The organism is Bradyrhizobium sp. CCBAU 25338, from assembly GCF_028128965.1.
Lineage (GTDB): Bacteria > Pseudomonadota > Alphaproteobacteria > Rhizobiales > Xanthobacteraceae > Bradyrhizobium > Bradyrhizobium liaoningense.
This window is the reverse complement of sequence record NZ_LFKY01000038.1, coordinates 115,896-140,513: the sequence shown is the minus strand read 5'-3', so window position 1 is coordinate 140,513 and position 24,618 is coordinate 115,896. Positions and strand designations below refer to the sequence as shown.

At 64.8% G+C, this 24,618-nt stretch carries 21 protein-coding genes; 18 read left to right on the top strand and 3 right to left on the bottom strand.

Features of this window, described 5'->3' with window-relative positions:
* Positions 1–5 precede the first annotated feature (5 nt).
* The 6 genes from ACM42_RS20845 (at position 6) to ACM42_RS20820 (ending at position 6,211) form a co-directional block, all read left to right on the top strand.
* Complete coding sequence (locus tag ACM42_RS20845; RefSeq protein WP_271529688.1) at positions 6–1,202, top strand: NAD(P)/FAD-dependent oxidoreductase; 1,197 nt, start codon at positions 6–8, stop codon at positions 1,200–1,202.
* A 31-nt stretch (positions 1,203–1,233) separates the two neighbouring features.
* Positions 1,234–1,530: a (2Fe-2S)-binding protein gene (locus tag ACM42_RS20840; RefSeq protein WP_028178984.1), complete on the top strand. Its 297-nt coding sequence runs from the start codon at positions 1,234–1,236 to the stop codon at positions 1,528–1,530.
* The gene (locus tag ACM42_RS20835; RefSeq protein WP_271529687.1) at positions 1,527–2,945 is read left to right on the top strand and encodes an FAD/NAD(P)-dependent oxidoreductase; all 1,419 of its coding nucleotides are present in this window, start codon (positions 1,527–1,529) and stop codon (positions 2,943–2,945) included. Before ACM42_RS20840 ends, ACM42_RS20835 begins: the two co-directional genes overlap by 4 nt.
* Positions 2,942–4,063, top strand: coding sequence for an NAD(P)/FAD-dependent oxidoreductase (locus ACM42_RS20830; protein ID WP_271529686.1), 1,122 nt, complete (start codon positions 2,942–2,944; stop codon positions 4,061–4,063). Before ACM42_RS20835 ends, ACM42_RS20830 begins: the two co-directional genes overlap by 4 nt.
* Before the next feature lie 15 nt (positions 4,064–4,078).
* On the top strand, positions 4,079–4,426 hold the full coding sequence (locus ACM42_RS20825; protein WP_028138431.1) for a RidA family protein: 348 nt from the start codon (positions 4,079–4,081) through the stop codon (positions 4,424–4,426).
* Positions 4,427–4,597: 171 nt separating this feature from the next.
* Positions 4,598–6,211, top strand: a complete 1,614-nt coding sequence (locus ACM42_RS20820) for an ABC-F family ATP-binding cassette domain-containing protein (RefSeq protein WP_271529685.1) — start codon at positions 4,598–4,600, stop codon at positions 6,209–6,211.
* 150 nt (positions 6,212–6,361) lie between these two features.
* Here ACM42_RS20820 and ACM42_RS20815 read toward each other — a convergent pair whose 3' ends face one another.
* Positions 6,362–7,690: a dicarboxylate/amino acid:cation symporter gene (locus tag ACM42_RS20815; protein WP_028178988.1), complete on the bottom strand. Its 1,329-nt coding sequence runs from the start codon at positions 7,688–7,690 to the stop codon at positions 6,362–6,364.
* 409 nt (positions 7,691–8,099) lie between these two features.
* Between ACM42_RS20815 and ACM42_RS20810 the strand changes: the two genes are divergently transcribed.
* The 11 genes from ACM42_RS20810 (at position 8,100) to ACM42_RS20760 (ending at position 21,858) form a co-directional block, all read left to right on the top strand.
* On the top strand, positions 8,100–8,936 hold the full coding sequence (locus ACM42_RS20810; protein WP_271529684.1) for an SDR family oxidoreductase: 837 nt from the start codon (positions 8,100–8,102) through the stop codon (positions 8,934–8,936).
* Between the two features lie 139 nt (positions 8,937–9,075).
* Positions 9,076–10,878 carry a cation:proton antiporter domain-containing protein gene (locus ACM42_RS20805; RefSeq protein WP_271529683.1) on the top strand — a complete coding sequence of 601 codons (1,803 nt, stop codon included), beginning with the start codon at positions 9,076–9,078 and terminating at the stop codon, positions 10,876–10,878.
* A 38-nt stretch (positions 10,879–10,916) separates the two neighbouring features.
* A complete protein-coding gene (locus ACM42_RS20800) occupies positions 10,917–11,723 on the top strand; it encodes an NAD-dependent protein deacetylase (RefSeq protein WP_271529682.1) in 807 nt (268 codons plus the stop codon).
* Positions 11,724–11,864: 141 nt separating this feature from the next.
* Positions 11,865–13,949 (top strand): hydantoinase/oxoprolinase family protein, encoded by a 2,085-nt coding sequence (locus tag ACM42_RS20795; RefSeq protein WP_271529681.1) that lies wholly within the window; start codon positions 11,865–11,867, stop codon positions 13,947–13,949.
* A gap of 2 nt (positions 13,950–13,951) precedes the next feature.
* Positions 13,952–15,610 carry a hydantoinase B/oxoprolinase family protein gene (locus ACM42_RS20790; RefSeq protein WP_271529680.1) on the top strand — a complete coding sequence of 553 codons (1,659 nt, stop codon included), beginning with the start codon at positions 13,952–13,954 and terminating at the stop codon, positions 15,608–15,610.
* 39 nt (positions 15,611–15,649) lie between these two features.
* Complete coding sequence (locus ACM42_RS20785; protein ID WP_271529679.1) at positions 15,650–16,651, top strand: TRAP transporter substrate-binding protein; 1,002 nt, start codon at positions 15,650–15,652, stop codon at positions 16,649–16,651.
* A 10-nt stretch (positions 16,652–16,661) separates the two neighbouring features.
* Complete coding sequence (locus ACM42_RS20780; protein ID WP_028178995.1) at positions 16,662–17,255, top strand: TRAP transporter small permease subunit; 594 nt, start codon at positions 16,662–16,664, stop codon at positions 17,253–17,255.
* 31 nt (positions 17,256–17,286) lie between these two features.
* Entirely contained in the window at positions 17,287–18,591 is a 1,305-nt protein-coding gene (locus tag ACM42_RS20775) for a TRAP transporter large permease (protein ID WP_271529678.1), read from the top strand.
* A 327-nt stretch (positions 18,592–18,918) separates the two neighbouring features.
* Complete coding sequence (locus tag ACM42_RS20770) at positions 18,919–20,637, top strand: pyrroloquinoline quinone-dependent dehydrogenase (RefSeq protein WP_271529677.1); 1,719 nt, start codon at positions 18,919–18,921, stop codon at positions 20,635–20,637.
* Between the two features lie 140 nt (positions 20,638–20,777).
* Positions 20,778–21,056, top strand: a complete 279-nt coding sequence (locus ACM42_RS20765; RefSeq protein ID WP_271529676.1) for a c-type cytochrome — start codon at positions 20,778–20,780, stop codon at positions 21,054–21,056.
* Positions 21,057–21,090: 34 nt separating this feature from the next.
* The gene (locus ACM42_RS20760; protein WP_271529675.1) at positions 21,091–21,858 is read left to right on the top strand and encodes a substrate-binding periplasmic protein; all 768 of its coding nucleotides are present in this window, start codon (positions 21,091–21,093) and stop codon (positions 21,856–21,858) included.
* Positions 21,859–22,062: 204 nt separating this feature from the next.
* On the opposite strand, the gene ACM42_RS20755 is transcribed toward ACM42_RS20760, so the two are convergent.
* Positions 22,063–22,707 carry a glutathione binding-like protein gene (locus ACM42_RS20755; RefSeq protein WP_271529674.1) on the bottom strand — a complete coding sequence of 215 codons (645 nt, stop codon included), beginning with the start codon at positions 22,705–22,707 and terminating at the stop codon, positions 22,063–22,065.
* A 105-nt stretch (positions 22,708–22,812) separates the two neighbouring features.
* Here ACM42_RS20755 and ACM42_RS20750 point away from each other — a divergent pair, with 105 nt between their 5' ends.
* Positions 22,813–23,457 carry a TetR/AcrR family transcriptional regulator gene (locus ACM42_RS20750; protein WP_271529673.1) on the top strand — a complete coding sequence of 215 codons (645 nt, stop codon included), beginning with the start codon at positions 22,813–22,815 and terminating at the stop codon, positions 23,455–23,457.
* 165 nt (positions 23,458–23,622) lie between these two features.
* On the opposite strand, the gene ACM42_RS20745 is transcribed toward ACM42_RS20750, so the two are convergent.
* Positions 23,623–24,588, bottom strand: a complete 966-nt coding sequence (locus tag ACM42_RS20745) for a 2-hydroxyacid dehydrogenase (protein ID WP_271529672.1) — start codon at positions 24,586–24,588, stop codon at positions 23,623–23,625.
* Positions 24,589–24,618 lie beyond the last annotated feature (30 nt).

Here is a 24,618-nt window from a genome sequence, read left to right as displayed (position 1 = left end):
AATTCATGTCTAAAGCGTTTTCGAGCGAAGTGGACGCCGGTTCGCGTGAAGAAAACGCGTCAGAACGAAAGTCTGAATACGACGTCGCCGTCGTCGGCGGCGGACTGCTCGGCTCCGCCATTGCCTGGGGCCTCGGCCGCCTCGGCAAGAAGGTCGCCGTGCTCGACGAAGGCGATATCACCAAGCGCGCCTCGCGCGCGAATTTCGCGCTGGTGTGGGTGCAGAGCAAGGGCTTGGGCATGCCGGCTTATACGGTCTGGACGGTGCGGGCGTCGGAGGCGTGGGGCCGGCTCGCGTCCGAACTGAAGCAGCAGACCGGCCTCGATGTCTGCCTTCAGCAGAATGGCGGCTTTCATCTCACGCTTGGCGAGGACGAATTCGGCCAGCGCACCGAGCTCGTCAAGCGCATGCACAACCAGGCCGGCGCCGCCGACTATAAGATGGAGATGCTTCCCGCATCCGAGGTGAAGAAGGCGCTGCCGCTGATTGGCCCGGAGGTCTCCGGCGGCAGCTATTGCCCGCTCGATGGCCACGTCAATTCGCTGCGCACGTTCCGCGCCTTTCACACCGGCTTCAAGGCGTTCGGCATCGACTATTTTCCGGAGCGTCCCGTCTCGGCGATCAGCAAGAGCGGCGGCGAATTCCGTCTGACCACGCCGAGGGGCGAGCTGCGCGCCGCCAAGATCGTGCTGGCCGCCGGCAACGCCAACCAGACGCTGGCGCCGATGGTCGGTCTCTACGCGCCGATGGGGCCGACCCGCGGCCAGATCGTGGTGACCGAGCGGACCATGCCGTTCCTGCCGCATCCACTGACCACGATCCGCCAGACCGACGAGGGCACGGTGATGATCGGCGACAGCAAGGAGGACGAGCTCGATGATCGCGCGTTGAAGCATTCGATCAGCGCCGTGATGACGGATCGCGCGCAGCGGATGTTTCCGCATCTGTCGCGGCTCAACGTCGTCAGGAGCTGGGCCGGCATCCGCGTGATGCCGCAGGACGGCTTTCCGATCTACGACCAGTCGGAGACGCATCCCGGCGCCTTCGTGGCCTGCTGCCATTCCGGTGTGACGCTCGCCTCCAACCACGCCTTCGAGATCGCGGGCATGGTGGCGCAAGGCGCGCTCGAGCCGGAGCTTGTCGGCGCGTTCTCGGCCAGCCGCTTTGGTGGCGCAGGCGTGGCGAACAATAGCGGCTATTAGAGATTTCAGGAAGGAGCCAAGGGGCATCCCCATGTTCAGGCGATCCGAACAGGACAAGCGTCCGCAAGTGCAGATCTTCGTCGACGGCGTTGCCGTCGCAGCGCGCCAGGGTGACACCGTCTCCGCGGCGCTCTTGGCCTCCGGCGTTGACGCACGACGTTCCACCGCAGTGAGCGGCGCGCCGCGTCTGCCTTATTGCATGATGGGCGTGTGCTTCGACTGCCTCGTCACCATCGATGGCGTCGGCAACCGGCAAGGCTGCCTCGTGCCCGTCGCCGAGGGCATGCAGGTCGAAATCCAGAAGGGCAAGCGGGAGATCGGAAAATGACTGTGGCTCCCAAGCGTGAAGCGTATGACGTGGTGGTGATCGGCGCCGGGCCTGCGGGTCTTGCTGCTGCCGCGACATCCGCCGAGGCCGGCCTGTCGACGCTGCTGCTCGACGAGAACATCGGCCCCGGCGGCCAGGTGTTCCGCGCGATTTCCTCGACGCCGGTCACCGAGCGCAATCAGCTCGGCGCCGATTATTGGGTCGGTGCCGATCTCGTGCAGGCGCTACGTGCGAGCGGCGCCGAAATCATCCATCGTGCGACGGTCTGGAGCCTCGACCGCAATCTCGAGATCGCCGTCTCGATCGGCGGCGCATCCGCCTTCGTCAAGGCCAAGCGCGTGATCCTTGCGACCGGCGCGCTGGAACGGCCGTTCCCGATTCCCGGCTGGACGCTGCCGGGTGTGATGACGGCCGGCGCGGCGCAGACCATGCTGAAATCATCGGCGCTGGTGCCTGATGGACGCACGGTGATCGCGGGGCAGGGGCCGCTGCTCTGGCTGCTCGCCGCGCAGATCCTGCGCCTCGGCGGCCGCATCGACCGTATCCTCGACACCACCGAGCGCGGCAATTATTTCGCGGCGCTCCCCCACGCCTTCGCGTTCCTGACCTCGCCCTATTTCGCCAAGGGCCTGTCAATGATGCGCGAGGTCAAGGCGAAGGTGCAGGTCGTCTCCGGCGTTGCCGAGCTCTCTGCGTCCGGGGACGGCCAACTCGCCAGCGTAAGCTATGTCGCCGGCGGCAAGCGCGAGAGCATTCCTGCGGATCTGCTGCTGTTGCATCAGGGCGTCGTGCCCAACGTCAATCTGGCGATGGCGGCTGGCGTCGAGCATCGCTGGGACGAGCTGCAATTGTGCTGGTCGCCGGTGCTGGATGCGAGCGGCAATTCGTCGGTCGCCGGCATTGCCATCGCGGGCGACGGGGCAGGCATCGGCGGCGCAAATGCAGCCGTAGTCCGTGGCCGCATCGCGGCGCGTGCGGCGATGGATGCATTGGCACCCGCAGCCGCGGCGAAGCTCCCTGCAATGGCAACGCTCCGCGCCGATCTCGCCAAGGCCGAGCGCGGCCGCGTCTTCCTCGACACGCTGTTCCGCCCCGCGACGCAGTTCCGCATTCCCTCGGGCGATACCATCGTCTGCCGCTGCGAAGAAGTGACGGCAAAGGACGTTCTCGATTCCGTCGCCATTGGTGCAACCGGGCCGAACCAGCTCAAGGCCTATCGCCGCACCGGCATGGGTCCGTGCCAGGGCCGGCTCTGCGGCCTCACGGTCACCGAGTTGATGGCGCAGGCGCGCGGCAAGTCTCCGCAGGAGATCGGCTATTACCGGCTCCGCGCGCCGGTGAAGCCGATCACGCTCGCCGAGCTCGCCGCCGTTCCCAAGGGCGAAGCCGACGTCAAGGCCGTGGTGCGCGGATGACCAGGAATGTGGATGCGATCGTCGTTGGCGGCGGCATCCACGGATGTTCGACCGCGCTGCATCTGTGCCTCGCCGGCTTGAAGCCGGTGCTGATCGAGAAGGACTACGCCGGCCGCCATGCCTCGGGTGTCAATGCTGGCGGAGTCCGTCAGCTCGCACGGCATGTCCCCGAAATCCCGCTCTCGATCCGTTCGATGGGGATCTGGGAGAAGATTTCCGAGCTCGTTGATGACGATTGCAGCTTCGAGAGCTACGGCCAGGTGCTGGTCGCGGAGAACGAGGAGGAGCTCGCGATCTGCCGCGCGCGTGTCGCCGAGCTCAACGCGCTCGGCTTCACCCATGAGGAGCTGATCGACACGACTGAATTGCGGCGCCTCGTGCCGGCCGTCGCCGAGACCTGTCCCGGCGGCGTGGTCTCGCGCCGTGACGGGGCCGCCAATCCGGCGCAGACGACGACGGCGTTCCGTCGCAAGGCCGAGCAGCTCGGCGCGACCGTGCGCGAGGGCGCGGCCGCCAGCAACATCCGCTACAGCGACGGACTCTGGCACGTCGACGTCGGCACGGACACCTACGCTGCGCCGGTGCTCGTCAACGCCGCGGGCGCCTGGGCCGGCAAGGTCGCGGCTGATCTCGGCGAACCCGTTCCGGTCGAGACGGTGGCGCCGATGCTGATGATCACCTCGCGCGTGCCGCACTTCATCGATCCCGTCGTGATCCTGCGCGGGCGCAAACTCTCCTTCAAGCAATTCAAGAACGGCACCGTGCTGATCGGCGGCGGGCATCTGGCGACGCCGTATCAGGACCGCAACGAGACGGTGCTGGACTGGAAGAGTCTTGCGACCAGCGCGCAGACCGTGTTCGAGCTGTTCCCGGTGATGCGCAGCGCCACCGTCGTCCGCGCATGGGCCGGCATCGAGGCGAGGACGAAGGACGATCTGCCCGTGTTCGGGCCGAGCAGCCGTCACAAGGGCCTCTATCACCAGTTCGGCTTCTCGCTGCACGGTTTTCAGCTCGGTCCCGGCGCCGGCGCCGTGATGGCGGAGCTGATCGTCAACGGCGGCAGCCAGACCCGCGTCAGCGATCTCGGCATCGACCGCTTCCATCCTTCCACGCTCTAACAACAAGAGGACATCATGAGCATCACCCGCAGCATCCGCACGCCTATCATGCACCGTGCCGTCGAGGCCAACGGCTTCGTCTTCCTCGGTGGCACCATTGCCGACGACACCTCAGTCTCGATGGGCGAGCAGACCCGCAACATCCTCGGCAAGATCGCCGGCTATCTGAAGGAGGCCGGCACCGACAAGTCTCGCGTCGTCAGCGCCTCGATCTTCGTCACGGATCTGTCCAAGAAGAAGGAGATGGATGCGGCCTGGACCGAGTTCTTCGGCGACAATCTCCCCACCCGCGCCACCGTCGGCGTCGCCGATCTCGGCGGCGGCGCGCTGATCGAGGTGGTGGTGACCGCTTTGAAGGGTTGATGGCGCACGGCGACGGAGGACGACGGCGCCTCCTGCGCTGTCGTCCCCTTGCGCCCCGCCTTGATCTTGCCCTTCGATGGGACTACTTGGAGAGCTCCTCAATCAGGATACGTGCCGCCATGGATATGACCCCGACCGCAAAGCCCGCCTGCCTTGCTTACGGGAAATTCCATGCCTGCCTCGATCATTCTGTCGAACCTGTCGCTGTCCACGCCTGACGGCCGTTCTCTTCTCTCCAACATCGATCTGACATTCGCGGCCGAGCGGACCGGTCTCGTCGGCCGTAACGGCGTCGGGAAAACGACGCTGCTTGCGTCGATCCTCGGGGAACATGTGCCCCAATCAGGGCGCGTTCTGATCAGCGGTACCATCGGCCTGTTGCGCCAGGATGTGCAGGTTCTTGCCGGCGCGACCGTAGCCGACCTGTTCGGCGTGCGGCAGGCGCTGGAGCTGCTTCGCCGTGCAGAGCGAGGCGATGCTTCAGCCGATGAGATCGCTGCGATTGACTGGACGCTCGAGACGCGGCTTGAGGCTGCGCTGGCGCGCCTCGGGTTCGATCCATCTCCCGACACGGAGCTATCTTGCCTGTCCGGCGGCCAGATCACCCGGGTTCGACTCGCTGCACTGATTTTCGCCGAGCCCGACTTCCTGCTCCTGGACGAGCCCACCAACAATCTGGATCAGGACGGACGCAAGGCGGTGACCGATCTGCTCGCCGCCTGGCGTGGCGGCGCGATCGTCGTCAGCCACGACCGGGGCCTGCTGGAGACCATGGATGCGATCGTCGAACTGACGTCGCTCGGAGCCACGCGCTACGGCGGCAATTGGAGCCGGTATCGCGAGCAGAAGGCCGTCGAACTCGCCGCCATCAGGCATGACCTCGCCCATGCCGAAAGGCGCCTGTCCGAGATCGACGGCAAGGCACAGGAGGTTGCGGAAAGAAAAGCGCGCAAGGACAGCGGCGGAAGGAGGAAGCGCGCCAAGGGCGACATACCGCGGATCCTGGCCGGTGCACGCAAGGATCGTAGCGAGGATAGCGGCGGCAAGAACGCACAAATCGCCGAGCGGCGGCGCGCAGAGGCCATCGATGCCGTGGACACGGCGCGCCGGCGTATCGAGATTCTTCAGCCACTGTCGGTCGGGTTGCCCGTGACCGGCCTGCCGGCGGGCAGGGAGGTGCTTTGGCTCGACGGCGTCAGTGCAGGCTATCGGCCGGAGCGGCCGGTCTTGCGCGATCTGTCGCTCACGATCGTCGGTCCGGAGCGCGTCGCGCTGGTCGGACCCAACGGCTCCGGCAAGACGACGCTGCTGAAATTGATCGCGGGCGAGCTGCGCCCGCTCTCCGGCACCGTGCGGGTCAGGCCGGACTTCGCGCTGTTCGACCAGAAGGTCAGCCTGCTCGATCCCGCGACCGCCATCCTGGACAATTTTGGCCGTCTCAATCCAAAGGCGGGTGCGAATGAATGTCATGCCGCGCTGGCGCGGTTCATGTTTCGCGCCGATGCGGCCTTGCAGATCGTCGGAAGCCTGAGCGGCGGGCAGTTGTTTCGTGCAGGCCTTGCTTGTGTGCTTGGCGGGGTGACTCCACCGTCCCTCCTCATTCTCGACGAGCCGACCAACTATCTGGATGTCGAGTCCATCGAAGCCGTCGAGGCCGGCCTGAGAGCCTATGACGGCGCGCTGCTTGTCGTTAGTCATGACGAGGCATTCTTGCAGGCAATCGGAATCACGCGGCGGCTCGATCTCGCCGGCGAACGTGATTCCACGGGCTCATCATTCGAATAACAAAAACCCGACGCCCTGCCCCCAGCGCGTCGGGTGGAAAAAGATGAGTATCAATCCGTGATCGCAGTGCCGCTGTTGTGACGCTTATCCCGCCGGATTTCCACTCCGGGAAACTACCGCGTCGGACATTGAACTTCGCCTGCCTTCGATCTACCCGCCTCCGCCCGGTTCCAGCGCCTCGCCGATCTCCAGCGGGTGGGCCATGGTCTCGTGCAGGGCGTCGCGGTCGAGCTCGCCTTCGGAGATGCTGATGACGACGCAGGCGACGCCATTGCCGATCAGATTGGTCAGCGCGCGGCACTCGCTCATGAACTTGTCGATACCGACCAGGATCGCGATCGACTGGATCGGGATATCAGGTACGATCGAGAGCGTTGCCGCGAGCGTGATGAAGCCGGCGCCGGTGACGCCCGAGGCGCCCTTCGAGGTGATCATGGCGATGCCCAGAATGCCGAGCTCCTGCCAGATGGTCAGATGCGTGTTGGTTGCCTGCGCCAGGAACAACGTCGCCAGCGTCATGTAGATGTTGGTGCCGTCGAGATTGAAGCTGTACCCCGTCGGAATGACGAGGCCGACCACCGAGCGCGAGGCGCCGAGATGCTCCATCTTCTGGATCATCTGCGGCAGCACCGTCTCGGAGGATGAGGTGCCGAGCACGATCAGGAGCTCGTCCTTGATGTAGGCGATGAAGCGCAGGATCGAGAAGCCCGCCAGCCGCGCGATCGCGCCGAGCACGACCAGCACGAACAGGATGCTGGTGAGATAGAACGTGCCGATCAGCGCCGCGAGGTTGAGCAGCGAGCCGAGGCCGTAAGCGCCGACGGTGAACGCCATCGCGCCGAAGGCGCCGATCGGCGCGACGCGCACGATGATGCGGATGATGCCGAAGAACATCTTCGCGGCCTTGTCGATCGCGTCCGCAATGGGCTCGCCGGCCTTGCCGAGGAAGGCGATGGCGAAGCCGGAGAGGATCGAGATCAGCAGCACCTGCAGGAGGTCGCCGCGCGCGATCGCGCCCAGATAGCTGTCGGGGATGATCGCCATCAGATGGGCGACGATGCCCTCTTCCTTGGCCTTGGTGACGTAGGTCGCGACCGATTTCGGATCGATGGTGGCGGGATCGATGTTGAAGCCGTGCCCAGGCTGGAGAATCTCGCCGACCAAAAGTCCGACCGCGAGCGCGACGGTCGAGACCGTCTCGAAATAGATCAGCGACTTCAGCCCGACCCGGCCGACGCGCTTGAGGTCGCCCATCGAGGAGATGCCGTGCACCACGGTGCAGAAGATCACCGGCGCGATCATCATCTTGATCAGCGCGATGAAGCCGTCGCCGAGCGGCTTCAAGGCCTTGCCGAGATCAGGATAGAAATAGCCGATGAGCACGCCGAGCGCGATCGCGATCAGCACCTGGACGTAGAGGATCTTGTACCAGGGCTGGTGCCGGCGATGAATGGCTGGCTGGATCGCGATTTGTGTCATGGAGTGTGCCCCGGAACGCATTGATCATGCATGATCTGAATCATGCATGACTTGCATCATGTGATGGCCGCCGCCGAAGCGACAATCACATTTTTGTCTGTTAGCACGATGATCGATCGCGTCGCTGCAGGCGCTTGTTGTCGATCGCAGCCACCACGGCGCCGGTGACGGCCAGCGGCAGCAAGCTCTCGTGGGTCGGGCTCGCGACCGTTCCGATGATCGGAGTGCTCGCCTTTGCAGCTCCAGGCCGGTGGCGCCGCCTGGTGTTCGCGAACGGCCTCGCCTCGGCATGCCGATCGACTTCACCCCGCTATAGGCCGCGCCGAGTCCAGGGGTGCGTGCAGCGTATGCACAACCGGGTGGAACAAAACGCCGGTTCCAGCCATGATGACGCATCTGGAGAGAAGCCATGCCGCAAACCGAACACTCAGCCTCATTTCCTTCGCGCCTCGTCGGTCAATACGCGCTGGTGACCGGTGCCTCACAAGGCATTGGCCGCGCCGTCACCGTCCGGCTCGCCCAGGAAGGCGCAACCGTCGCCATCAACTATTTCGAGAACGTGGAGCGGGCGGAGGAGACGCTCGCGCTCGCTCGGGCAGCTTCGCGCTCGCGCGGCCACGGCGAGCCCGATCATTGCATCGTCAAGGCCAATGTCGGCGATGAGCAGGACATTGCTGCGATGTTCGAGACGATTCTTTCTCGCTGGAAACGTCTCGATTGTCTTGTCAACAACGCCGGCTTCCAGAAGGAATCGCCGAGCGAGGCGCTCGACGTCGAAACCTATCGCCGCATCATCGACGTCAATCTCAACGGTGCCGTGCTCTGCGCGCAGAAGGCGCTCGCTCACTTCGTCGCACGCGGCGGAGGTGGCAGCATCATCAATTGTTCGAGCGTCCACCAGATCATTCCAAAGCCCGGCTATCTCGCTTATTCGATCAGCAAGGGAGGCATGGCCAATCTGACGCGCACGCTGGCGCTCGAATTTGCCGGCCGGGGCATCCGCGTCAACGCGGTGGGGCCAGGCGCGATCGACACGCCGATCAATACGGCATGGACCGGCGATCCCGAAAAGCGCGGCGTCGTCACCAGCCATATTCCGCTGGGCCGCGTCGGCACGCCGGAAGAGATCGCCGCCGTGTTCGCCTTCCTCGCCTCGGAGGATGCGAGCTATATCACGGGGCAGACGATCTATGCCTGCGGGGGCCTGACGCTATTCCCTGAATTCCGGGAGAATTGGGCGAGCTGAACGTCAGCTCGGACCATCCGCATCGGCGGCCGCCAGTGCCCGCGCGGAGAATCAGGACTGGTTGGGGGCTGCGGCGCCGTGTGCTATCGACCGTGGACGACGCGGCCGCTATTGGCAAGCGCCGACACAAGACGGGCTCGTGACCACAACCATCAACATCAATGCCTATAGCGACGCGCTCGTGGTTCTAGGCACCGCCGGCGTGGTGGTGCCGATCGTGCGCCGCTGGGGCATCAACCCGGTGCTGGGCTATCTCGGCGCGGGCGCCATTCTCGGTCCGCTCGGGCTTGGTTCGCTCGTTCAGAATCTCCCGTTCCTGTACTGGTTCACGGTGACGGACGCGCAGAATGTCGAGGGCATCGCCAATCTCGGCATCGTGTTCCTGCTATTCCTGATCGGGCTCGAACTGTCTTTCCGGCGGCTCGTCACGATGCGACGGCTGGTGTTCGGGCTTGGCGGCCTGCAGGTGCTGGCGACGTCCGCCATGATATTTGGCGCGGCGCTCCTCTCCGGGCAGAGTTCCGATACTTCCGTTATCATTGGCGCGAGCCTTGCGCTGTCCTCGACGGCCATCGTGCTCGAGCTTCTCTCCGCCGAGAGGCGGCTTGCGACCACAGCCGGGCGCGCCAGCTTCTCGGTCTTGCTGGCCCAGGACCTCGCCGTGGTCCCTATTCTCGTCTTCGTCTCGGTGCTCGGTGCAGGCAGCGGTGGCTCGGTCGTGACGCACATCTCCAGTGCGATCCTGAAGGCGGTCGTGGCGGTCGCTTTTCTCATTCTGATCGGACGGCTGCTGATGCGTCCGCTGTTCCAGATGGTTGCGGGAACCCATTCGACCGAGTTGTTTGTCGCGGCGACCTTGTTCGTCATCGTCGGCGCAGGGCTTGCCGCACACCAAGCCGGGCTGTCGATGGCGCTCGGAGCATTCGTTGCAGGACTGATGCTGGCGGAAACGGAGTATGGAAAAGCCATCGAGGCTACCGTCGAGCCGTTCAAGGGCCTGCTGCTCGGCATCTTCTTCTTCACCGTCGGCATGGCCATCGACTTCCGCGTGTTCATGCGCGAGCCCGGTTGGCTGCTGGCTGCCGTTATCGGCATTCTCGCCGGCAAGGCGATCGTGCTCATCATTCTGGGTCGCCTCTTCAGGCTCTCATGGCCGGCGGCGATCGAGATCGGCTTCCTGCTGGGGCCCGTCGGCGAGTTCGCCTTCGTCAGCATCGGCATGGCGGCGGCCGCCGGTCTGATCGAGCCTCGCGTGTCGAGCTTCGTCGTCGCCATCACCGCCGTGACGATGGCGCTGACGCCGCTCTTGGGCGCGCTCGGACGACGACTGGCCGCCAAGCTGGCTGACGAGCGCATCCTCGATCCCGAACTGACGGTTCAGCCGCCAAGTGACCGAACACAGGCGATCGTGGTCGGCTACGGCCGTGTTGGAAAAGTGGTCTGCTCGCTGCTTACCACCCATGGCGTAGACTACATCGCGGTCGATCACGATCCGATCGCCGTGGCGCGCGACCGCCGCGACGGCCATAAGGTCTTCTTTGGCGACGCGACAGAACCGGGCTTTCTCGAAGCTTGCGGCCTGATGCAGACGACCGGTGTGATCATTACGATTCAGTCGCGAACGGCGATCGATGCCGTCGTCGAGCGGACCCGTGCGGTGCGGCCGGATGTGTTGATCGTTTCACGTGCGCGCGACGCTGATCACGCCCGTCACCTCTATGCAATCGGCGCAACTGACGCGGTGCCGGAAACCATCGAGGCAAGCCTGCAGCTTTCAGAAGCTGCGCTGGTCGGCCTCGGGGTCGCGGTCGGACAGGCGATAGCCTCGGTGCACGAAAAGCGCGATGAGTTTCGGCGGACGTTGCAGCAAGCCGCCCACACGGCAGACCAGGAGAAATCTCACCCATCGTCTATCGCAGGGCGTCCGTCCCGCCGACAGTGATCTGGAAAAGGCCGGCCTCGCGACCTACATCTGGTGCCATGTCAAACCCTACGCTCCAGGATTTCGTCGACCGGCACGAACGTCTGTTCGTGTTGACCGGCGCCGGCTGCAGCACCAATTCAGGCATTCCCGATTACCGCGACAGCCAGGGCAACTGGAAGCGGACCCAGCCGGTCAATTTCCAGGCCTTCATGTCGGACGAGCACACGCGCCGGCGCTATTGGGCGCGCAGCCTGATCGGCTGGCGGCGGTTCGGCCAGGCGAGGCCGAACGATGCGCATCATGCGCTGGCCCGGCTCGAGGCGAACGGCCGGTGCGGGATGCTGCTGACCCAGAACGTCGATCGGCTGCATCAGTCGGCCGGCCACCGGCAGGTCATCGACCTGCACGGCCGGCTCGATCTGGTCCGCTGCATGGGTTGCGGCCGCAAGACGCCGCGCGACGAGTTTCAGCACGACCTTGGCAGCGCCAATGCGGCGTGGCTGACGCTCGATGCCGCGGATGCACCTGACGGCGACGCCGATCTGGAGCACGAGGATTTTTCCTCCTTCGAAGTGCCGCCATGCGAAGCCTGCGGCGGCATCCTCAAGCCGGACGTCGTCTTCTTCGGCGAGAACGTCCCGCGCGAGATCGTCGCCACCGCACAGGATCATCTGGCGCAAGCCGACGCCATGCTGATCGTCGGCTCCTCGCTGATGGTCTATTCCGGCTTCCGCTTCGTTCAGGCCGCGGCGCGCCGCAATATTCCGATCGCGGCGGTCAACCTCGGCCGCACCCGCGCCGACGATCTCCTGACGCTCAAGGTCGAGGAGCGCTGCGAGACGGCGCTTGCATTCCTGCTCTGATCGCGCAGGCGGCGCACACGCCTTGCCTATTGCATAGGTGCCAAGCAGAATAGCCGGGCGCGGCATGCATCTCGTCGTCCATGGCATGGAAATTGCTGCGCTTTTGACCCCAGTCTTGACGACCAGCACGGAGAATTTGGAATGCTTGAGAGAGCCGAGGTGCGGCTTGCCGTTGATATCGGTGGTACGTTCACCGACATCGTGCTGGACGTGGGGCAAGATCGCAAAACCCGCAAGGTGCTGACCACTCCGCAGCGCCCCGAGCAGGCTGTGCTGGACGGCATGCGCCTCATTCTTGCCGATGCACGTGCGCATATCAGCGACATCGACGTCTTCATTCATGGCACGACGCTCGCGACCAATGCCATCATCGAGCGCCGCGGGGCCAAGACCGCGCTGATCGCGACCGAGGGCTTCCGCGACGTGCTCGATATCGGCACCGAAAGCCGCTACGACCAATATGATCTCGGCATCGACAAGCCGAAGCCGCTGGCGCCGCGTGGCCTGCGCTTCACGGTGCCCGAGCGCATTGACGCCAACGGTGCCGTTCGTCTCCCGCTCGACGAGGCGGCGGTGCGCGTACTCGCGCAGAGATTGCGTGAGCTGAAGGTCGAGAGCGTCGCGATCGCTTTCTTGCACTCTTATGCCAATCCCGAGCATGAGCGCCGCGCGGCCGCGATCATCGGTGATGAAATGCCCGGCATCTCCGTGACTGTATCGTCGGCAGTCTGTCCCGAGATCCGGGAATATGAGCGCACATCCACTGCGGTCGCCAACGCCTATGTGCAGCCGCTGATCGATGGCTATCTTGCCCGCATGGCCGATGCCCTGCAGGTCGAGCAGTTTCGCGGCGCCATTTATCTCGTGACCTCCGGCGGAGGCGTGACCTCGATCGAGACCGCGCGACGCTTTCCGGTGCGCCTCGTCGAATCCGGTCCCGCCGGCGGCGCGATCTTCGCGGCCCAGATCGCGGCGCGTCTTGGCGAAAGCAAGGTGCTCTCCTTCGACATGGGCGGCACGACCGCAAAGATCTGTCTGATCGAAAAGTACCAGCCCGAGACCTCGCGCGTGTTCGAGGTCGATCGCGCCGCGCGCTTCCTCAAGGGCTCCGGTCTGCCGGTGCGCATTCCCGTCATCGAGATGGTCGAGATCGGCGCCGGCGGCGGTTCGATCGCGCATGTCGACGCGATGAAGCGCGTCACCGTCGGTCCCGAGAGCGCCTCCTCGGAGCCGGGGCCCGCCTGCTATGGCCGCGGCGGTCAGCGCCCGGCCGTGACGGATGCAGACGTCGCGCTTGGCATGATCGATCCCGATGCGTTTGCGGCCGGCACGATCAAGCTCGACCCGGAGCTGTCGAAGCAGGCGCTGCTGCGGGACGTCGGCGAGCCGCTTGGCCTTACCGCGGAAACCGCGGCCTATGCTGTCCACGAAGTCGTCTGCGAGAACATGGCGAGCGCGGCGCGCGTGCATGCGGTCGAGCGCGGGGAGATTATCGGCCAGCACACGCTGATCGCTTTCGGCGGTGCCGCGCCGCTGCATGCGGCCCGTGTCGCCGAGAAGATCGGCGTCTCTCGCGTGATCGTGCCATCGAATGCCGGTGTCGGCTCGGCCGTCGGCTTCCTGGCGGCGCCCATCGCCTATGAGCTGGTGCGCAGCCGTCATGTCCGGCTCGATGACTTCGACACCGAGGCCGTCTCTGACCTCTTGCAGGAGATGGTGACCGAGGCGCGTGCGCTGGTGGAGCCCGGTGCAGCCGGTGCTCCGGTGCGGGAGCGCCGCGCCGCCTTCATGCGCTATGTCGGCCAGGGCCACGAGATATCGGTCGAGCTGCCGAACCGGCGGCTGGCGACCGCCGATCTCGCCGGCCTGCGCCGGAAGTTCGAGGCGGATTATTCCGCGATGTTCGAACGGCCGATCCCGGGGGCTGCCATCGAGGTGTTGAGCTGGTCGGTGCTCGCCACCACCGAGGCGCGCAATCCCCCGACCGTCGCTTCCGTCGCACGCATGCCTGCGGCCAAGGCGTCCGGCAGCCGCAAGTTCTTCGACGGCCGCGCGGGCGAAGTGATCGATATCCCGCTCTATCGCCGCGAGGACATGGCGCCGGGCGCGACGATTGCGGGTCCCGCCGTCATTGCGGAAGACGAGACCTCGACCTTCGTCTCCAACAGTTTTGACGCCCATATAGACGGTGCCGGCAGCATCGTCATGGAACGGAAGGCGGCCTGATCATGAGCAAGGCAAATGGCGCGAGCCTGATCGACCTTCAGATCATGTGGCACCGGCTGATCGCCGTGGTCGAGGAGCAGGCGCAGGTGCTGCTCCGCACCGCGTTCAGCCCGATCGTGCGCGAATGCGGCGACCTGTCGGCCGGCGTGTTCGACCTCGAGGGGCGCATGCTGGCACAGGCGGTGACGGGCACGCCCGGCCACGTCAACTCGATGGCGGAATCGGTCAAGCATTTCATCACTCACTTCCCGATCGAGACGATGAAGGAAGGCGACGCCTACATCACCAACGACCCCTGGATGGGCACGGGCCATCTCAACGACTTCGTCGTCACCACGCCGTGCTTCAAGGATGGCAAGCCGGTGGCGCTGTTCTCCTGCACCAGCCATCTCATGGATATCGGCGGCATCGGCTTCGGGCCCGACGCCACCGACGTGTTCATGGAGGGGCTCTACATCCCCATGCTGAAGCTGATCGACCAGGGCGTCGTCAACGAGACGCTGATGGCGATGATCCGCACCAATACGCGACTTCCGATCGACACCGAGGGCGACACCTATTCGCTCGCCGGCTGCAACGACGTCGGCTGCGAGCGCTTGGTCGAGATGATGACCGAGTTCGGCATCGACACGCTGGACGAGCTCGGCGACTACATTTGCGACCGCTCGCGCGAGGCCGTGCTCGCCGAGATCGCCAAGCTGCCGAAGGGCAGCTGGCGCAACACGATGGTGGTCGACGGCTATGACGCGCCGGTGACGCTGGCTGCGACCCTGACGGTCTCGGACGAAGGCATACACGTCGATTTCGACGGCACCTCCGCCGCCTCGAAGTTCGGCATCAACGTGCCCTTGTCCTACACCACCGCCTACACGGTGTTCGGCCTCGGCTGCGTCGTCGCCTCGCAGATCCCGAACAATGCCGGCTCGCTCTCGCCGCTGACGGTATCGGCGCCGGCGGGCGCGATTCTCAATGCGCCGAAGCCGGCGCCGGTCGCCTCGCGCCACATCATCGGCCAGATGCTGCCCGACGTCGTGTTCGGCTGCCTGCGCCAGATCATTCCCGAGCGCGTGCCTGCGGAAGGCACCTCGTGCCTGTGGAATCTCAACGTGCGGGGGCAGACGCGAAGCGGCGTCGGCGGCAATTACGGGTTCTCCATGGCGGTGACCTCCAACGGCGGCACCGGCGCGCGCTTCGGCAAGGACGGGCTGTCCGCGACCGCCTATCCCAGCGGCGTGCGCGGCACGCCGGTCGAGATCGCAGAGACGCAGACGCCTCTGATCTTCTGGCGCAAGGAGCTGCGTCCGGATTCCGGCGGGGCAGGGCGCACCCGCGGCGGCCTCGGTCAGATCATCGAAGTCGGCAGCGGCGTCGACGCGCCGTTCGACATCTTGGCGGCGTTCGACCGCATTGATCATCCGCCGCGCGGCCGCGATGGCGGCCGGGACGGCGAGGCCGGATATGTCGGTCTCAAGTCCGGAAAGAAGCTGCGGGGGAAAGGCTTTCAGCAGGTGCCGCCGGACGACCGGCTGGTGGTGCTGACACCGGGCGGCGCGGGCATCGGCGATCCCGCCAAGCGCGAGCGCGCGGCGGTCAATGACGACGTCGAAAGCGGACTCGTGTCCGTCGACAAGGCGGTCGCAGTTTATGGGTACTCGCGGTGACGCCTCAGGCGTCGTGCGCGTAGCAAACGGAGGGGTGCAATGATCACGCGACGGAACTTCACCGCGGGCGCAGCGACGCTGCTCGCCGCCGGCCACATCTCCACCCGCGCGCGGGCGGCGACGGTAAGCTGGGACATGTCGACGGTGTGGCCTGACGGAAATTTCCACACCCAGAACGCTTTTGCCTTCGCCGAGGAGGTGAAGAAGCAGAGCGGCGGCACGGTCAACATCACCGTGAAGGCGGGTGGTCAGCTCGGCTTCAAGGGGCCCGAGCACTTGCGCGCGGTGCGCGACGGCCTGGTTCCGCTCGCCGACGTCCTCAACATCCAGCAGGTCGGCGACGAGCCCTTCATGGGCGTCGAGAGCATTCCCTTCCTCTGCGGCTCGGTGGAAGAGCTCAAGGTGCTGCACAAATATGTGCGGCCCGAATACGAGAAGATCGCTGCGCGCAACAATCAGAAAATCCTCTACATCGTGCCGTGGCCGACGCAGTATCTGCATCTGAAGGCGAAGGTCGCCGACGTCGAGGGCCTGAAGAACATCAAGATCCGCGTGCCCGACAAGAACGCGGTCGACATGCTGAACGCGATCGGTATGGCGGCCGTGATGATCCCCTGGGGTGAGACGATTCCCGCGCTCGCTTCCGGCGCGGTGGCCGGCGTCTCCACCTCGTCGGTGTCGGGCGTCGACGGCAAGTTCTGGGAATTCCTGAAATACGTCTACCCGACCAACCACGTCTGGTCGTCGCAGATGCTCACCGTCAATCTCGATTCCTGGAAGGCTCTCTCCGGCGATCAACAGAAGCTGGTTGCGGATATCGCGGCGAAGATGGAGCCGGGCTTCTGGGCCAACTCGCTCAAGGCCGATGTCGACAGCCTCAACCGCCTGAAGGAAGGCGGCATGGAGGTGGTGCCGGTCTCGCAAGCCATGATGACGGAAATCCGGGCCAAGACCGCGCCGCAGCTCGACGCCTTCCTCAAGCGCGTGCCGGCGGCCGACAAGCCGGTGCGGGCCTATCTCGCCGAAATGAAGCGTGGCTGAGTTTGACGTCGTGGTGAGCATCTCGCCCGAAGCTCCGCAGAGTCTGAATGCAGCGGCGCCGGCGCCGCTGCGCATCCTGCTCGACGGAATCGATCGCCTCGGCCGGCTCGACGGCTGGATCGGCGGCGGCTGTCTCTTGATGCTGACGCTGCTGATGCTCTGCGAGGTCGCAACCCGCTTCCTGTCGAACTTCCTGCCGTTCTTCCCGCCCAGCATCTCGATCGCGTGGGAATACTCTTCTTATCTCATGGCGGCGTCCTTCACTTTCGGCGCCGCCATGACGCTACGTGTCGGCGGCCATATCCGCGTCGTGCTGCTCCTGAAGAACGTGCCGGCGCCGGTGCAGCGCGCGCTCGAGATTCTCTCGGCGGCAGCCGGCTTCGCCTTCATGGCGTTCCTGACCTCGGCCATGGCGAAATTCGCCTGGGGCGCGTTCGTGCGCGGCCAGGTCTCCACCTCGAGCGACACGCCGCTGTGGTTTCCGGAGGCCGTCGTCACCTTCGGCATGCTGCTGCTCACGCTCCAGTTCCTGGCGCGCGCGATCCAGGCCGCGCTCGGCCTGCCGCTGGAGGATCATCGCATGAAGGCCTCGCCCGTCGAATGACCGCTTTGCTCGCTCCCGGATCCAAGATCGCATGACCATCGAAGTCGTCGCCCTGTTCGCGATCCTGTTTGCGCTGCTGGCCTGCGGCGTCTGGATCGGCCTGACGCTTGCGCTCACTGCGACGCTGCTGCTCGCGATGTTCCGCTCGATCCCGCTCGACAAGCTGCTGCCTCAATACGCGTGGAATATCCTGACCACGCAGGAGCTGCTCGCGCTGCCGCTGTTCATCCTGATGGGAGAGCTCTTGTTTCGCACCCGCCTGTCGCGCTCGCTGTTCCAGGGACTGGCGCCCTGGGCCGGGCTGCTGCCCGGCCGCCTGCTGCATGTGAACGTGATCGGCTGCACCATCTTCGCGGCGATCTCGGGCTCGTCGGCCGCGACCACACAGGTGATCGGCCGCATGTCGCTCAACGAGCTGCTGCGCCGCGGCTATTCCCGCGACATCGCAATCGGCTCGCTCGCCGGCGCCGGCACGCTCGGGTTCCTGATCCCGCCGTCAAACATCATGATCATCTATGGCGTGCTCGGCGATGTCTCGATCCTGAAGCTGTTCACGGCCGGGGTGCTGCCGGGATTCCTGCTGGCCGCCACCTTCATGGCCTGGGTGATGCTGCATACGAGCCTCAATCCGGGCATGGTGCCGGAAACGGAAGCCAAGCTCTCGCAGGTGCCATGGAGCGAACGCTTCGCCGCTCTGAAGGACCTCGCCCCGGCGCTGTTCCTGATCGCCTGCGTGCTCGGCTCGATGTATGGCGGCCTCGCGACGCCGTCGGAAGCTGCCGCCGTCGGCGTGCTCGGCGCGGCCCTGGTTGCCTGGGCGCAAGGCGCGATGTCGCAACAGGTCATGCGCGACGTGCTGATCGGCTCGGTCGTGACCTGCTCGATGATCGCGCTGATCGTGCTCGGCGCTTCGATCCTCGGCAATGCCGCAGCCTTCCTCGGCATCCCGCAGGCGGTGGCCGCCTTCGTCAAGGGGCTCGGCCTGTCGCCGTTCATGCTGATCGTGACGCTGATCGTCTTCTATCTCGTTCTCGGCTGCTTCCTCGACGGCTTCTCGATGATCGTGATGACGCTGCCGATCGTGCTGCCGATCGTGAAGGGCGCAGGCTTCGACGAGGTCTGGTTCGGCGTCTTCCTCGTGCTCGCCGTCGAAATGGCGCAGATCACCCCGCCGGTCGGCTTCAACCTGTTCGTCATCCAGGGCCTGACCGAGGACGGCCTCGGCTACATCGCCCGCGTGACGATGCCGTACCTCATGATCATGATCGGCTTCGTGCTGCTGCTGACGCTGTGGCCCGGCATCGTCACGATACTGCCGAAAGTGCTTTACGGATAAGCCACTTCGCTCCGGGATTGGCCGATCGAGGTCGAAACGGTCAGTGCCGCTGCCGTTTCAATTCGGCCCGTGCGTCAAAGTCGTCTCCTGCGCGCGTTCCGTGTTTGCACGCCCTGTGATCCGTCGTAAGCTGCAGCGGCAAGCAGAAGTACAACAGCAATCACACTAGTGAAGGTGGCTCCTTCGGCGCTATCCGCCGAAAGAGGGGATATCTGTTGGCGACTCGGTCCGATGGAGGACGATCGACGCGTACTGAACTGCAAATGCCCCCTCGCGGCCGCGCTCACGAGACGCAATCAACAAACACAAGAGCGGGAGGAAGTGCAAATGAGAAAGCAGTGGCTCAGCTCGGCCTTGCCTGTCGTCGTCGTTGCGACACTTGCAGCATCGGCGGCGTCGGCACAAGCCGTGGATACGGCCCGCATCGAGGCCGCCGGCCAGAACGATTGGCTCACCTATCACGGCTCGTACAAGTCCTACCACTACAGCCCGATCGCGCAGATCAACACGAACAACGTCGCCAATTTGGGCGTAGCCTGGATGCACATCCCCGGGCGATCGACGCGCGGTCTGCAGTCCATGCCACTCGTGGCTGACGGGGTGCTCTACTATTCGGGCTCTTACAGCCGGGTCTTTGCGCTGAATGGCGCAACCGGCGAGGTCATCTGGTCGTTCTTTCCGGAACTGGACGAGGCGCTCATCAGCCGGCAGACCCACTCTCCCTACAACCGCGGCGTAGCTCTCGGTGAGGGCAAGGTGTTCGTCGGCACGATGGATGGGCGTGTCTTCGGGCTGGATTCGAAGACGGGAAAGGTCCTCTGGGAGACCAAGCTGATCGACTCGCAGAAGCTCACTGTCGGCTTTACCGGCGCGCCTCTTTACGCGAAGGGGAGCGTGATTATCGGCGCGCAAGGTGGCGAATGGCCGGGCCGCGGCCCGATCTTCGCCCTCGATGCCACGACGGGAAAGAAGAAGTGGGAATTCCTGACGGTCGCGGGCACCGAAGAGGCCATGAAGACCTGGGGCAACGAGTCCTGGCGCACCGGCGGTGGTGGCGGCTGGATGCCGGGCACCTATGATTCCGAGACCAACACCATCCTGTGGGGCACCGCGAACCCTGCGCCGCTCTACGATTGGTCGGGCGCCGACTACAAGACGCAAGGTGCACGTCCCGGCGACAATCTCTATACGACTTCGGTGATCGGCCTCGATATCGATACCGGCAAGCTGAAATTCTATCATCAGGAACTGCCGCACGACGCCTGGGACTTTGACAGCTCCGTCGGCGAGTTCGTGATGCTCGAGCGCGACGGTCAGAAATACGTGGTTCATCCGAACAAGGGCGGCTTCGTCTTCGTCTACGACCGCAATCTCAAGGTGAAGAACGTCTGGCGGCTGGTCGAGAACATCAACTTCGTCAAGGATATCGACCCCAAGACCGGCGCGCTGATCGGCCGCCGCGATTTCTCCGTCGGGAAAGTCACTGAACCACCTCTGTGTCCGTTCATCGGCGGCGGCATCAGCTGGAACGCCGGCTCATACAGCCCGAAGACCGGTCTCTACTACAAGATCGGCCAGGAATGGTGCATGACGCTGGACATCCAGAAGACGACACCGGTCACGACGCCACAGGTCCAGCTCAACATCGGCGCCGATTTCAAGATGGTGCCTCCTCCCGGCGGCGAAATCTATGGCCATCTCGACGCGCGGGACCCCATAACGGGAGCGAAGAAATGGGAGGTCCGATATCCCGAGCCGCCGCTTGGAAGCGTGCTGTCGACGGCGGGCAATCTGGTCTTCGTGCCGGACTCCCGCGGTGTCCTTCACGCCTACGATGCCGAAACCGGAGCCGAACTGTGGAAGCACAACAACGGCACCGGTCACCAGGGCGGCATCGTCAGCTACTCCGTCGGCGGCAAGCAATATATCGCCGTGACCGCGGGCTTTGGCGGCATGCTGGCTGACGAGTATGCCCCGAACTTCGGCGGCGTCTACAAGAGCATGCCGCGTGACGACGGCGCGCTCGTCGTCTTCAGCCTGAAATAGTTGCTGCAAACGACCTGCAAGAGCGGGTGCAAGCCCGCTCCTTGCTGGTCGCAACGGCCACCTGCTTCAGGAACGGAGTGGACGTGTTGAAGCTGTATTTGAGGACAGTTCCGGTGGGCGCCTCGTTGCTGTGCGCTGCAATGGCTCAAGCACAATCCGCGGCGCCTGCGCCCGAGAATGCGCCGTTCGAGGTCGAGCAGGTGTTCGCGGGAACTTGCGGGTTTTGTCACTCCGACGGCGGCCGGGCCGTCGGCAAGGGTCCGCAACTGATGAATTCGCCGCGCGACGACGACTTCATTCGCAATCGCATCAAGCACGGCAAGCAAGGCGCGATGCCGGCATTCGATGGCGCTTTCACCGACGCGCAGATCGACCTGATCGTCAAGTACATCCGCGCCTTGAAACCACGCGAAGGCTGAACCAGACCGCGATGCGTCCAGATGAGGGTGTGCAATGAAGACGATCGTGCCGGTCATCGTCGCTGCCGCCATCGGGCTGCCGGGACCGGCGCAGGCGCGAACCCTGGACGCGATCCGTGCGAGCGGCGTGATCGGGCTGTGCGCGCATCCCAACTCGCTTCCCTTTGCCCGCAAGACCGGCGAGCCGCCCGGTTTTCAGGTCGAGTTGGGACAGGTGATGGCCCGCGAGCTCGGTGTGGCGCTGAGGCTCGACTGGATCATCACGCAGTACCAGATGCGCAGCGCCGGCTGTGACATTCTCCTGGACGTCATCGCCGACCGCGAGGCGCAAGGCGAAACACGTTTGCGGATTTCGAAACCATATTATCGCACGGGCGTCGCGCTCGCGGTGCCGTCATCCAGCCCGCTCACCTCGTTCAAGAGTCTCAACGAAAGGACCAAGGTGGGAGTGCAGGTCGGATCGATCGCCGCCATGATCATCGGCCAACGGCACGTGCCCCTGTCGACGTTCGGCTTCGAGAGCGACAGCCTGGAGGCCGTGTCGAACCGTGAGATCGATGCCGCCGCGGTCACGCCGACTGCGGCGGGCTATTTCAATCTGACGCATCCGGACAATCCGCTCCGGATCCTGGATCGTGATGAGAGCATGGCCGATCTCAACTGGAATGTCGCCGTCGGCATGATCCGCCCGGATGATGCGTTGCGCGAGGCCATCGACCGGGCCCTGGAACGGCTGCGAGGCGACGGCACGATCGACCAGATCTACCGCCGCTATGGCATCGTGCTGCAGGCGCCGAAATAGTCGATCTGCACTCCGGAACGGCTTTCGTTGAATCGATTGCCGCGGCTCGTTCACCTCTCCCGCTTGCGGGAGAGGTCGCGCCGGAGGCGCGGGTGAGGGCTTTCTCCTCTTGGGGTTGTCCCATTGGAGAAGCACCCTCTCCCGCAAGCGGGAGAGGGAGCGCACCACCGTCGTTGCAGCGATCAAGCCTCATTTCATCGTGTTTTACGCCGCGGCCTTCTTCCGCGCGAGCTCGGCCTTGTACAACTCGAACTCCTCCGCGATCGCCCTGGCGATCGACGGGCGCTGGCGCAGGCGTTCGTAGTAGGCCTTCACGTTCGGCCATTTCGCAAGCTCGATCGGCGGCGTCGCCATGGTCCAGTTGATGACCGTGACGAGATAGGCATCCGCCACGCTGAAATGGTCGAGCAGGAAATCGCGGCCCTTCAGATAGTTGTCGAGATAGTCGAGCCGCGACAGGTTCTTTTCCAGCGCGTAGGCTTTGGTTTCCTGCGGCGCCTTGCGGTCGAGCACGGGGATGAACAGGCCCTTGTGCAGCTCGGTGCCGATGAAGCAAAGCCATTGATGCAGCCGGGTGCGCTCGATGCCGGCGGCGGCACCGAGGCCGGATTGCGGAAAGCGGTCGGCCACATATTGCAGGATCGCGGCGTTCTCGGTCAGCACCACGCCCTCATCGGTGCGCAGCGTCGGCACCAGGCCGATTGGATTGACCGCCCGGAAGTCGGAGCCGTCGCTCAGCACTGTCTTGGTCGGCGGATCGACTTCGAGATAGTTCGCCTCGGCGCCGGCTTCATACAGCGCAACGCGCGTCGCCATGGAGCAGGCGAGGGGCGAGAAATAGAGATCCATCTGTAGCCTCCTTGGGCAATTCTCTGGAAGTTTCGCTCAACCTGGCCAGATTGATTTTTGTACTGTATTGCATAATATATCCGCGGTCAAGGATTAAGTTGCGAAATGGTACAAAAATCGAAGCCGCCAGCTGCTGCCAGTCAGCCCAAGCGCCGCGGCCGTCCCCGCGCCTACGAGCCCGATGTCGCGCTCGGCAAGGCGCTCGACCTGTTCCGCAGGCAGGGCTTTGCCGCGACCTCGCTCGACGATCTCAGCGAGGCCACCGGCATGAACCGCCCGAGCCTCTACGGCGCCTTCGGCGACAAGCGCGAGCTCTACATCAAGAGCTACCAGCGCTACCGTGAGGAAGCGCGGGCCTCCATGGCCGCGATCTTTCGCGAGGAAATGCCGCTGCGCCAGCGCCTGGAGCGAATCTTCGCCTCCGCGCTGAACATCTATCTCTCCGGCGAGACCGGCCCGCGCGGCTGTTTCACGGTGGTGACGGCGGCGTCCGAGGCGGTGAGCGATCCCGAGATCCGCGCCATGGTGCTCGACGGACTCACCGAGCTCGACAAGGCTTTTGCCAGTTGCTTCCGCCGTGCCAAGGAGAAGGGCGAGTTGCCGGAGAGCGCCGATCCGGCGGTGCTGGCGCAGATCGCATCAGCTACCGTGCACTCCATCGCCGTTCGTTCGCGCGCCCGCGTCCCACGCAAGGAGCTGGAGGCCATCGTGAAGGGCGCGATCGATATGATGGTCGGCGCGAAAGCGTAGGCTGCCGTCGCCGGCAAGCGGAGCGCAGCTCCGGACCACGGAAGACGTTCGGCGAAGACCCGGAGTTGCCCGCTCGCCTTACGATTTCTGCCCGTGGGTATGGATCCCCGCGTTCGCGGGGATGACACCGAGCCTGAAGCGCCAGCGTTCGCGAAATCCAGGGGCTTAATAGCCCCTTGCCCGATCCACCACATTCTCCAGCGCTCCGCCGGCCTCGAACCGTCCGATCTGCTCGGCGACATAAGCCGAGATCGCGTCCGCGTCGGTGTCGGCTGCGTTGTGCGGCGTCAACACCACCTTGGGGTGGGTCCAGAAGCGGCTGTTCGCCGGCTGCGGCTCCTGCACGAAGACGTCGAGCGAGGCAGCGCCAAGCGTGCCGTCGTCGAGGCAGGCCAGAATATCGGCTTCGTTCTGAAGGCCGCCGCGACCGGCATTGATCAGCACGGGCGCGCCGAGCGGGCTGTTGCGGTTGAGCTTCGTGAAGACGTCGCGGTTGAGGATGCCGTTTGTGTCAGGCGTCAGCGGCAGCAGGCAGACCAGGATGTCGGTCGTGCGCAGGAAGGCATCGATCTGCGCAGTCCCGTGGAAGCACGCGACGCCGTCGATCGTCCGCGGGCTGCGGCTCCAGCCGGCGACGCGGAAGCCGAGCCGCCGCAGCACATTGGCCGCATCGGCCCCCAGCGTGCCCAATCCCATGACGCCGACGGTGATCGCGCTCGCCGGCCATTGATATTTTGGCTCCCAGCGTTTTTCGCGCTGCGATTGCCTGAGGTAAAGCTCCTGGCGGTGGTGCATCAGCACGTGCAGCACGACATATTCGGTCATGCGATTGGTGAGATCGGGCACGGCGACGCGCACCAGCGGCACATCGGGCAGGCTCTTGTCCGCCATCAGCGCGTCGACGCCGGCGCCGAGGTTGAAGATCGCGCGCAGATTGGGGAACGCACCGAGATCGCCCGGCACCGGCTTCCACACCGCGGCATAGTGCACCTCCGCCGGATCGAGCCCGGCGTCCGGCAGCAGCACCACGCGACGGTCCCCGCAGACCGCTTCGAACCGGGCCTTCCAGCGCTCCGGCAGCCAGTTCTGCTGCGTGCTGTTGATCAGGACGGCCAGTGTACCCAGGGTCATTCGAAGTGCCTCGTCGGTTCCGTTTGAGAA

Bases quoted from the DNA above. Each gene is read 5' to 3' on its own strand.
- ACM42_RS20835 (WP_271529687.1), top strand. From the start codon at position 1,527: ATGACTGTGGCTCCCAAGCGTGAAGCGTATGACGTGGTGGTGATCGGC.
- ACM42_RS20830 (WP_271529686.1), top strand. From the start codon at position 2,942: ATGACCAGGAATGTGGATGCGATCGTCGTTGGCGGCGGCATCCACGGA.
- ACM42_RS20760 (WP_271529675.1), top strand. From the start codon at position 21,091: ATGAAGACGATCGTGCCGGTCATCGTCGCTGCCGCCATCGGGCTGCCG.
- ACM42_RS20815 (WP_028178988.1), bottom strand. From the start codon at position 7,690: ATGACACAAATCGCGATCCAGCCAGCCATTCATCGCCGGCACCAGCCC.
- ACM42_RS20765 (WP_271529676.1), top strand. From the start codon at position 20,778: ATGGCTCAAGCACAATCCGCGGCGCCTGCGCCCGAGAATGCGCCGTTC.
- ACM42_RS20820 (WP_271529685.1), top strand. From the start codon at position 4,598: ATGCCTGCCTCGATCATTCTGTCGAACCTGTCGCTGTCCACGCCTGAC.
- ACM42_RS20755 (WP_271529674.1), bottom strand. From the start codon at position 22,707: ATGGATCTCTATTTCTCGCCCCTCGCCTGCTCCATGGCGACGCGCGTT.
- ACM42_RS20770 (WP_271529677.1), top strand. From the start codon at position 18,919: ATGAGAAAGCAGTGGCTCAGCTCGGCCTTGCCTGTCGTCGTCGTTGCG.
- ACM42_RS20840 (WP_028178984.1), top strand. From the start codon at position 1,234: ATGTTCAGGCGATCCGAACAGGACAAGCGTCCGCAAGTGCAGATCTTC.
- ACM42_RS20745 (WP_271529672.1), bottom strand. From the start codon at position 24,588: ATGACCCTGGGTACACTGGCCGTCCTGATCAACAGCACGCAGCAGAAC.
- ACM42_RS20790 (WP_271529680.1), top strand. From the start codon at position 13,952: ATGAGCAAGGCAAATGGCGCGAGCCTGATCGACCTTCAGATCATGTGG.
- ACM42_RS20810 (WP_271529684.1), top strand. From the start codon at position 8,100: ATGCCGCAAACCGAACACTCAGCCTCATTTCCTTCGCGCCTCGTCGGT.
- ACM42_RS20800 (WP_271529682.1), top strand. From the start codon at position 10,917: ATGTCAAACCCTACGCTCCAGGATTTCGTCGACCGGCACGAACGTCTG.
- ACM42_RS20825 (WP_028138431.1), top strand. From the start codon at position 4,079: ATGAGCATCACCCGCAGCATCCGCACGCCTATCATGCACCGTGCCGTC.
- ACM42_RS20750 (WP_271529673.1), top strand. From the start codon at position 22,813: ATGGTACAAAAATCGAAGCCGCCAGCTGCTGCCAGTCAGCCCAAGCGC.
- ACM42_RS20795 (WP_271529681.1), top strand. From the start codon at position 11,865: ATGCTTGAGAGAGCCGAGGTGCGGCTTGCCGTTGATATCGGTGGTACG.
- ACM42_RS20845 (WP_271529688.1), top strand. From the start codon at position 6: ATGTCTAAAGCGTTTTCGAGCGAAGTGGACGCCGGTTCGCGTGAAGAA.
- ACM42_RS20775 (WP_271529678.1), top strand. From the start codon at position 17,287: ATGACCATCGAAGTCGTCGCCCTGTTCGCGATCCTGTTTGCGCTGCTG.
- ACM42_RS20785 (WP_271529679.1), top strand. From the start codon at position 15,650: ATGATCACGCGACGGAACTTCACCGCGGGCGCAGCGACGCTGCTCGCC.